Genomic DNA, 8,654 nt, shown 5'->3' on the forward strand with positions numbered 1-8,654 from the left:
GTTTCTTCATGAATACCTTCTGAACGTTGAAGACTGTCTGCTTTCTTATTATCGACAGTACCTCCACCACGTCCGTCTACCTCTTCAAAACTAGCTTCAATACTTTTTAGAGCCTGTTCATCTGATGTTTGAAGTTGGTCTGTTTTACTTTGTTCCTGGACGCTTGTAGGTTGCTTATTGTTTACTGATTGTTGTTCCTCTGCAAACGATACCAATGGTGAAGATAATACCGTTAATCCTGCCGTGAATGCTACTACTTTTTTATTAAATTTAATGTTCATTTCTAACTTGGTATATCTCTCCATCTTAATAGATATACCTTCCTCCTTATACCTCTTTTAATGTGAATAATAGTGTGAATAGTAGTGAGAATAATGGTAGTCTGAATCCCAAGAATAACGATTTAATTTTTCATTCCATATAATCAACCAAAATCTATAGTTTCTCCTACATATTTCAGTGTTATAACATAACACTAGGGCTCCTCCCACTACTAAGACAAAAGAAAACCCAACATAGATTTTTCTTTTGTCTTAGTAATGGGAACGTTTCAATCAGAAACCGAAGAGAATGATAGAGACTTATATTGTTCTCCTTTGCGATTTCAACCATACCATACATGATGGCACTCCCTCTAGTACATTTGCAAAAATATAGAATAAATAAGTTTATAATAACAAAAACTCAAAATATATATCAAGCATTTTTGTTACCTTTTCGTAACTACTATAGGCATATATATATGTTATTATTTATAAACTTTTGCAGACGCTCCCTTGCAAATCCATGTCTTTTCTACCCTTTTTGTCCCTTCGATTCTGTTGCAAAGTTTTTAAAAGTAAGCTAAACTTTTGCAAAACAGAATGAGGAGAATGATAAAAGGGATATTTTAAAGGAAAACAGTTCAAACAAGATGTTATTTTGGTAGCCGTCGGCTACTGCTATCGTTTTTCTTTAAGTTATCGAGATGTATCTGAAATTTTGAAAGAACGTGATAAATCGGTCCATCCCACTACCATCATGCGATGGGTTCATAAACATGGAAATCTCATTTATCAGATTTGGAAAAAGAAAAACAAATCTGTGCAGCTGTCTTGGCACCTGGATGAAACCTATATCAAAGTGAAAGGCGAATGGCGTTATCTCTATCGAGCAATTGATAAAGATGGACACACATTGGATATTCAGCTTCGCAAAAAACGAGATCATCAAGCGGCTTATGCCTTTATGAAAAGACTAGTAAAAACATTAGGAGAAGCAATGGTTCTCACAACAGACAAGACTCCCGCGTTACTTTGCGCGTTCAATAAATTGGGAGAGTAAGACTTTTATAAGCATACCATTCATTGCACAATCAAGCATTTGAATAATCTCATCGAACAGGATCATAGACATATCAAGCGACGTTTTTCCAAATCCGCAGGATTTCAAAGTCTTCGCCATGCTTCACGTACCTTGAAAAGCATCAAAACTATTCATGCCCTATATAAACAAAAACGAAGTTTGCAACAACCAAACTTCGTTTTTTCGACGTACAATGAATTAAAGAAACTATTCAAAGTTGCATAAACTCTACCTACTAAAGTAGGATTTTTTTGTTTATATAAAAACTTTGCAACAGAGCCCGTAAAAGAAAGATTTAGTTTCATTTATGTTAAACTTTCATATTTTTTATAAATTAATTAGGATATAGTTCACTTAACATAGTATGTGGGTTCCTATTCCAAAATCTATCTAATGGGGTTCTTAACCCTTGATTAATTATCCACCTTCTACTATATACCCTTGTTAGTTCTTCATTAGTTAATTTTTCTTTTTCCTCTATCGTCCATTTCAATGCTTCCAATGCTTTCTCCTTTGTCCAAAATCCACGAGGGGCTCTATTTAATTCCCATTCTTTAAATTTCCCTGGATACAACTCGTGTAGCATGGCATATGGACTATTTTTCCAAAATCTCTCTAATGGAGTTATTAACCTTTGATTAATCATCCATCTTCTACTATAGACCTTTATAAGTTCTTCATTAGTTAACTTTTCTTTTTCCTCTATCGTCCATTTTAATGCGCCCAGTGCCTTTTTCTTTGTCCAGTAGTTTTTAGGTGTTTTCTGGAATTCCCACTCTTTAAAACATCCAGGATATAACTCATTTATCATACTAAATGGACTATCATTCCAATATCTCTCCAATGGGGTCCTTAAGCCTATTTCTGAAAACCAAATTACACTAATTTTTTTTCTTATCTCCTCATTATTCATTTGTTTTCTTTCCTCTATCGTCCATTTTAATGCTTCCAACGCTTTTTTTCTTGTCCATAAACGACTAGGAGTTTTTTTAAACTCCCATTCCTTAAAATGGTCTGGATATAATTCATTTATCATTATGTAAGGACTACCTCTCCAAAAAATTTGGCAAGGCGAACTCAAATTATGATTAGATAACCACCGAACGTTATAAACCTCCAATAGTTTATTATCTGTTAACCTTTCTTTTTTTTCTATCGTCCATTTTAACGCTTTCAATGCCTTTTCCTTTGTCCAATAGTTCCTAGGTGTCATTTGAAATTCCCATTCTTTAAAACAATTCGGATAAACATCATTTATCATTACATATGGGCTATCATGATATTTAACGCTAAGTAAACCACCTAATTTATATTTAATAATTAATTGGGATTTCCAACTCTTAAGAATTGTTTCTTTATCCCACTTTAAAACTTTTTCTATAAGATACTTGATTACACGTTTTGCTAGATTATTATCTTGATCATCACTCCATGTACCTTTGGGAAATCTGTTCCTTTTACCGTCCAATATCTCTTGGTATATCTCTTCTATTTTTATTACCATTACAACCCTTTTCTCTCTTTCTATAGTGATTTTTACAGTAAACGAGATAAAAATCACCAGCAATTACAAATTTATTTCTAAGCAATAATCCACCTATATTTTAAGTGCTAATAGGTGAATTTTGTTCATAATTAATATATATAATTGAACACTAATCCCCCCTCGATAAGGGGGAATAAGGGGTTCAACCCATCAAGTTAACATTTTGAAGTTCCCCTTTAACGAAAATTCTGTGTTTTTTATAGAAACGAAGTTTATTTTTATCGTTTTGGGGGCAATCTGTTCTGTTAGGTTGATGGGCATGGGGTACAGCCATAATTACACACACAGAAATAGAATCCCTTATGATTTCTGGGATTCTATTTCTTGTTTAAAGTTTTTTCAGACAAATGATTTGTACATCAATTTATCTTTGATATACAGATCTTTTATCTGATAATTCCTATAAATAATTGCGGCGTAATAAACTTACATAAATGCTTTTAAAAGTTCTTGAACCAATGGAATTGCTCCACCTATGAATTTTAAAACTGCCATTGCGATTTCCATAATCATTTCCTCCTTTTTAATATTATGATGTAGTGAATCTTATACTCTCATTATATTAAGTGTATTAACTAATATCAATACATTTTAATATGCAATATTTCATCTTAAAATCATGCTTAATACTTTTATAATATAATAGGTAAATTCTACATCATTTTTCGATATACTAAACAGCTAATGAATACATAAAAAAGGAAGAGAATTTTTAAAATTCTCTTCCTTTTTTATGTATTCATAGGGATCACTATATGGGGTTTAAATCTAAACTTTCTTTAAAAAGATATTATGATTTTTATTAGGAGGGATAAAATTCACAACGGAAAATGACTGGTTGCTAAAAAGGATATTTTCGTATTTGTAAGAGCAACAAAAAGAACTTGTAGGAATCACTACAAGCTCTTTTTCAGATAATGTATAAAAGGTGAATCAAACTATCTCATTACTCGTAACGGGGAAACCATCTTACATATGGCTTGATTTTATTATATAACAAATATTAACATGTGGAGTTTTAATATTTGAAAATTATGTGAATTAAGAAATGAGTAAGGTCATAGAGGTGTTTGTTTCTAAAAGTCTCAATTGTTCATTTTGTGCAAAACACTTTAAAACAATATCTATATCATAATAAATTATGATAAGTGTAAGAATAGGCAAATAGAGAAGAATGGGGACTATTTCTTATATGCCAAAAAATGTTTAGGTATATCATATAGTTTTTTCATAATTACATCCATTGCAAGCGTTTTCATTTATAGGAATTGTTATAATCTACATTTTTCACAAAACATTTCTTAGCATATTTAACTTTAAGCATTGGTAACAAAATCCTTATTGTTTATAGTTTTTAACTATGATTTTTTCCTATTTTTAATATATAGATTCCTAGAATAACAAGTCCTAGTCCTACAAACGGGACAGTTGGAAACTTCGTTCCTGTTGATGGCAGGCGATGCTTTTCCTTACTTGCAAGATCATTTTCCATTGTGTGCTCTTTACTTTGTATATCATAAGATTGTTTAGCACTTTCATATGTAGCATCCACTTTTTTAATTTCCAGGCCACTTGTTATTTTTTGATTCTTTATTTCTATTTCTGCTATCTCGCCAGTTTTTACTTCCATTTTTTTTATTGTAGGATCAAGTACATAACCCTCTGGAGCCTGAATTTCTTTTACAATATACGTACCAGTAGGAAGTTTATTTAATGTAGCACTCCCATTCTCAGTTGTAGTGATTTCTTGTCTAAAATCCCCATTTTCACTTACAACCTCAAACACTGCCCCTTTTAAATCCTCTCTATTTTCTCCTACCTTCATAATTTTTAACGCCCCTAAAAACTCCCATTTTACTACTATATCTGTACTGCTTTTTTCACTCATTCTTAGTAATAAAGCAGTTGTATTTTGAATCCTTTGTTGGCCATCAAAGGTAACTGCTTGTAAGCTCTGCAATTTTGCATTTACTCTTATCTTGAAATTTCCACTTGCTGCATTTTTGGGAATCATAACTTTAAATTTTTCCTCTATAGAGAATTCATTCTTTTTTTCACCTTGTTCATTTATAATTTTAGCTCCTTCTGGTGCACCCTCCATTTGAACTGAGTATACTCCAGATACTGAATTTGAATAAAGAATCTGAATTTTGTTTAATACTATTTTTTACGAAACAAGAAAATAGTAAAATTTTCTTGAGTATAGTTCCGTTGGGAGGTTGTTCGTAATGAGATTCAATAAATATACCGTAATATTTATCTTTTTAGCTATTACTTCAAATTTCGCCTTATCCATGTGGCTCAAACAAAGACTTTTAGGTGTAGTTATTGCTATTATTTTCTTATTAATCGCTACATGGACTACAAAACAGCCTACAGACGACCAGCATAAATGAACAAAATAACTTAACATGGTATAATAATATTTGGATGGGCGTCCAATGTTATTAAAATTAAAGTGGTTATCAAGTCGGAGGAAGGCACCTTAGGGTGTCTTTTCTTTTTAAAATATATAAGCGCACCAGAACCGGTTCATAAATATGGAAATCTCATCTATCAAATTTGGAACTAACTTCTTCCGAAACATTGTTCCTCATTTACCAACCTGTTTATGTTTTTTCAAACTTTGCAACAGAGCCACATTGTTTTAATTGAATTTTGTGTTATACTTCTATAGGCATCTGATTTTTATTCTATATAAAAGTATGTGAAAAGCCCTTATCAATTCGATAATGGCTTTTCTATTTTTTATGAAGATCGATTATATGGTATGGGTAATAAATTTAAAGGAGAATTATAAAATGATTTTTCCAAGTAACATCAATACGTCTTATGAGTATTCAATTATAGAAATTCAATGTTTACCTTGTATTTCTACAGCACCCGATTTTTATGATAATTTTGTACTTATTTGTAGTACTTATCTTAATAAAAATGATAAAGCACATGGTCATACTACATTTGAAATTCAATCTGTAAAAGAATTATCTTATAATAATCCAAATGTAAAAAATGCTAAGAAGTTTGTATACCAAGGTGGGTCTTTGAAAATAAATGATTTTGTAACAATTACTCAAGCGGAATCAGACTATGATAGGAAATTCATAGCGAGACTTTCCTATCAATATCATAGCGATCAAGAGAGGGAATATATACAAGAGCAAGATTTACTCTTATTTTCCATTTCTGAAGGGTCAAAGGGGCAATTGTCTAATATTCCTTATTTATATCTTCCTCCGGATTTTAAGAAGTATATAGAATATTATCAGGCTAAGCACGATTCTGAAGTTCTTCACACTGCTTACTCAATATTAGAACATTTCATAAAAGAAAATGATTATTCAGAATCTTTTATTAATCAATTTGAAACTTTAAAAGAACAACAAAAGAATAAATCTCTTATCATGTATGATAGCTTTTTACGGAATCAATATAAGAAAATTTGATTTATTTTCATAGAAACATCAAAAACCCTTTAAATATTATACAAAATATACCTATTGCTTTAAAAAAATGAAGAAAATGCATAAATGCATAAAACTATATATGTATTTTGTAGTATCCTAGACTGTATCTGTCTAAAAGTCTTTCATAGTACATTTTTGACACTCCCACCCCTAAAGGGGCAAGCTGACATAGGTCAGTGGGATTCTTGCTACCAAAGGCGAAGTCCATTTCTGGTATTGCTGACGTGCAAGATTGCGACTTGCTATCACCACTCCCATGACAGACCGTATAGGTTCTCCTTATGCTTTAGCGTCTAGTACTTGACGACATGTATTGTTTTACGCACGAAGTGAAATTGATTCGTGCAACCTCATACAATATTCATTTTTTAGAGAACATTATTGTTTTAGAGTCTTTTGCATGACTTTGAGGCCATTTTAACATGTTTTGCTACGTAAAAACGATACTTTCATCCCATGCTTAAAGGCGGACTTAAGTCCTGCAGGGGCTTTCTCGTATCGTAAATCTATAAATTTTAGTTAAAAGATACCACTTGTTTAATAAACTTAGTGAAGTAAAGTTAATTACTTTAATATATTATTAGGAGAGAGTTTATGAGTAAAAAACTATTAAAATCAATAACATCATTAACGATGGTAGGAGGTGCATTGTTAGGAACAAGTAGTGATCCCGTAAAAGCTGAAGTCCAGTCAGGGGGAAATTCAGTTGTATTTAATGATGTTCCCAAAAACCATTGGGCAAATAATGCCATTACGAGCTTAGCTAATCGTAATATTATCGGAGGATATGGAAATGGAATGTTTGGCCTGGGAGATAATGCTACTCGTGAACAGGTGGCAGCTTTAATTTATCGTGTGCTAGCTCCTGCTAAAAAAGGAGGCACTCTTAATAAGGACAACTCTTTTTATATTATGCAAGATGGGTCTCAGCTTAAAAATCCATATAAGGACATTAATAAAAACTCAACAATGTTCCTAGAAGAGATTCTATTTTTGACAGACATAGGAGTCTTTAAAGGGGATCAAAATGGGGCATTTCGACCAAAAGAATCATTAAGTCGTGCAGAAATGGCACAGGTCATCAAGACTGCTTTTAAAGTTCCTGTGTTAAGTAAACATACTTTTAATGATGTACCAGATAATTCATGGGCGAAGGACGCTATTAGTGCCGTACAGTCGAATAAAATTGCATCAGGTACAGGTAATGGAGGTTTTGAACCAAATAAAACTGTAACTCGTGAACAGTATGCACAGTTTTTATTTAATGCATTAAATTATAGGGAACAATTAAATACACAAAATCCTGATGTGACAAAACCAAATAAAGAAGATACGAGTGTACAAACTGAGGTACAACTATTAGAAGCTTATAAAAAAGACATGAAAAATTATATTAATAATCATGAAGAAGATATAACTATAACATATAAATCTAAACAATCTAATATTAGAGAAGTTATGGATACGCTTGTTAAAGCATATGATGAGACAGTTGATTCAAATGAATACATGAAATATAACGTTGCAAATACACAATATTCTATTCGTGGTATTCCAGGAGATTATGTATTTACATTAAAAATTACATACCGTGAATCAAAAGAGCAAATGAACTATGTAAAGACACAAGCAAAATCAGTTATCACTTCTATTGTTAAAGCTGGTATGGATGAACATGAAAAAGTAAAAGCGATTCATGATTATGTCGTAAAACATGTTTCGTATGATACTTCTTTCCAGGCTTATACGGCATATGAAGCTTTAGCAAACCGTTCTGCAGTTTGTCAAGGCTATGCATTATTAACTTATCAATTGTTAAAAGAGGCAGGAGTAGAAGGTCATATTGTAACAGGGACTGGAAATGGACAACCTCATGCTTGGAATCTAGTGAAAATTGAGGGGAAATGGTACCATCTTGATACAACCTTCGATGATCCAATTCCAGATGTAGAAGGACGTGTAACTTATTCATACTATAATTTATCTGATGAACAAATTGCTAAAGATCACCAATGGGATCGTAATCAATTTGCGAAAGCAACAACAATCTATAATAATGAGTTAACAAATAAAATTCAGATCGGTAGCCCGAAAGCAATGGGATATCAGAAAATATTAACGGATATCAAACGCTAATATGAATCTATGTAGTTTATTAACAAAATTAAACAATGAACAAAAGATAAATTGAGGTCTGTGTAACAATGGACCAGTACTAGATAAAAAAAGAATCCCATAAACATTGAACTGTACCCTATAAAATGGACAGTTTAATAAAAAAGCCCTGAAAAATCAAG

General features: G+C 31.8%; 4 protein-coding genes and 4 pseudogenes. 4 read left to right on the top strand and 4 right to left on the bottom strand.

Annotation, left to right across the window (positions count from 1 at the left end; genetic code table 11):
- Positions 1 to 281, bottom strand: a pseudogene (locus tag CQ058_RS29800) (S-layer homology domain-containing protein); the annotation flags it as partial.
- 637 nt (positions 282 to 918) lie between these two features.
- Between CQ058_RS29800 and CQ058_RS29805 the strand changes: the two are divergent.
- Positions 919 to 1,569, top strand: a pseudogene (locus CQ058_RS29805) (IS6 family transposase).
- Positions 1,570 to 1,678: 109 nt separating this feature from the next.
- Here CQ058_RS29805 and CQ058_RS29810 read toward each other — a convergent pair.
- From CQ058_RS29810 to CQ058_RS29815, 3 genes and pseudogenes are all read right to left on the bottom strand, one after another.
- Positions 1,679 to 2,848: a DUF4046 domain-containing protein gene (locus CQ058_RS29810; protein WP_002193427.1), complete on the bottom strand. Its 1,170-nt coding sequence runs from the start codon at positions 2,846 to 2,848 to the stop codon at positions 1,679 to 1,681.
- Between the two features lie 468 nt (positions 2,849 to 3,316).
- Positions 3,317 to 3,500, bottom strand: a pseudogene (locus CQ058_RS32990) (hypothetical protein).
- A gap of 744 nt (positions 3,501 to 4,244) precedes the next feature.
- Positions 4,245 to 5,024 (bottom strand): annotated as a pseudogene (locus tag CQ058_RS29815) (MSCRAMM family protein); the annotation flags it as partial.
- A 94-nt stretch (positions 5,025 to 5,118) separates the two neighbouring features.
- On the opposite strand from CQ058_RS29815, the gene CQ058_RS32055 reads away from it, so the two are divergent.
- From CQ058_RS32055 to CQ058_RS29830, 3 genes are all read left to right on the top strand, one after another.
- Positions 5,119 to 5,286: a hypothetical protein gene (locus tag CQ058_RS32055; RefSeq protein ID WP_002187068.1), complete on the top strand. Its 168-nt coding sequence runs from the start codon at positions 5,119 to 5,121 to the stop codon at positions 5,284 to 5,286.
- Between the two features lie 405 nt (positions 5,287 to 5,691).
- Positions 5,692 to 6,336, top strand: a complete 645-nt coding sequence (locus tag CQ058_RS29820; protein WP_002191601.1) for a hypothetical protein — start codon at positions 5,692 to 5,694, stop codon at positions 6,334 to 6,336.
- Between the two features lie 615 nt (positions 6,337 to 6,951).
- The gene (locus CQ058_RS29830; protein WP_002193425.1) at positions 6,952 to 8,493 is read left to right on the top strand and encodes an S-layer homology domain-containing protein; all 1,542 of its coding nucleotides are present in this window, start codon (positions 6,952 to 6,954) and stop codon (positions 8,491 to 8,493) included.
- Positions 8,494 to 8,654 lie beyond the last annotated feature (161 nt).

The organism is Bacillus sp. MYb56 (genome assembly GCF_002976445.1).
Taxonomy (GTDB): Bacteria; Bacillota; Bacilli; order Bacillales; family Bacillaceae_G; genus Bacillus_A; species Bacillus_A mycoides.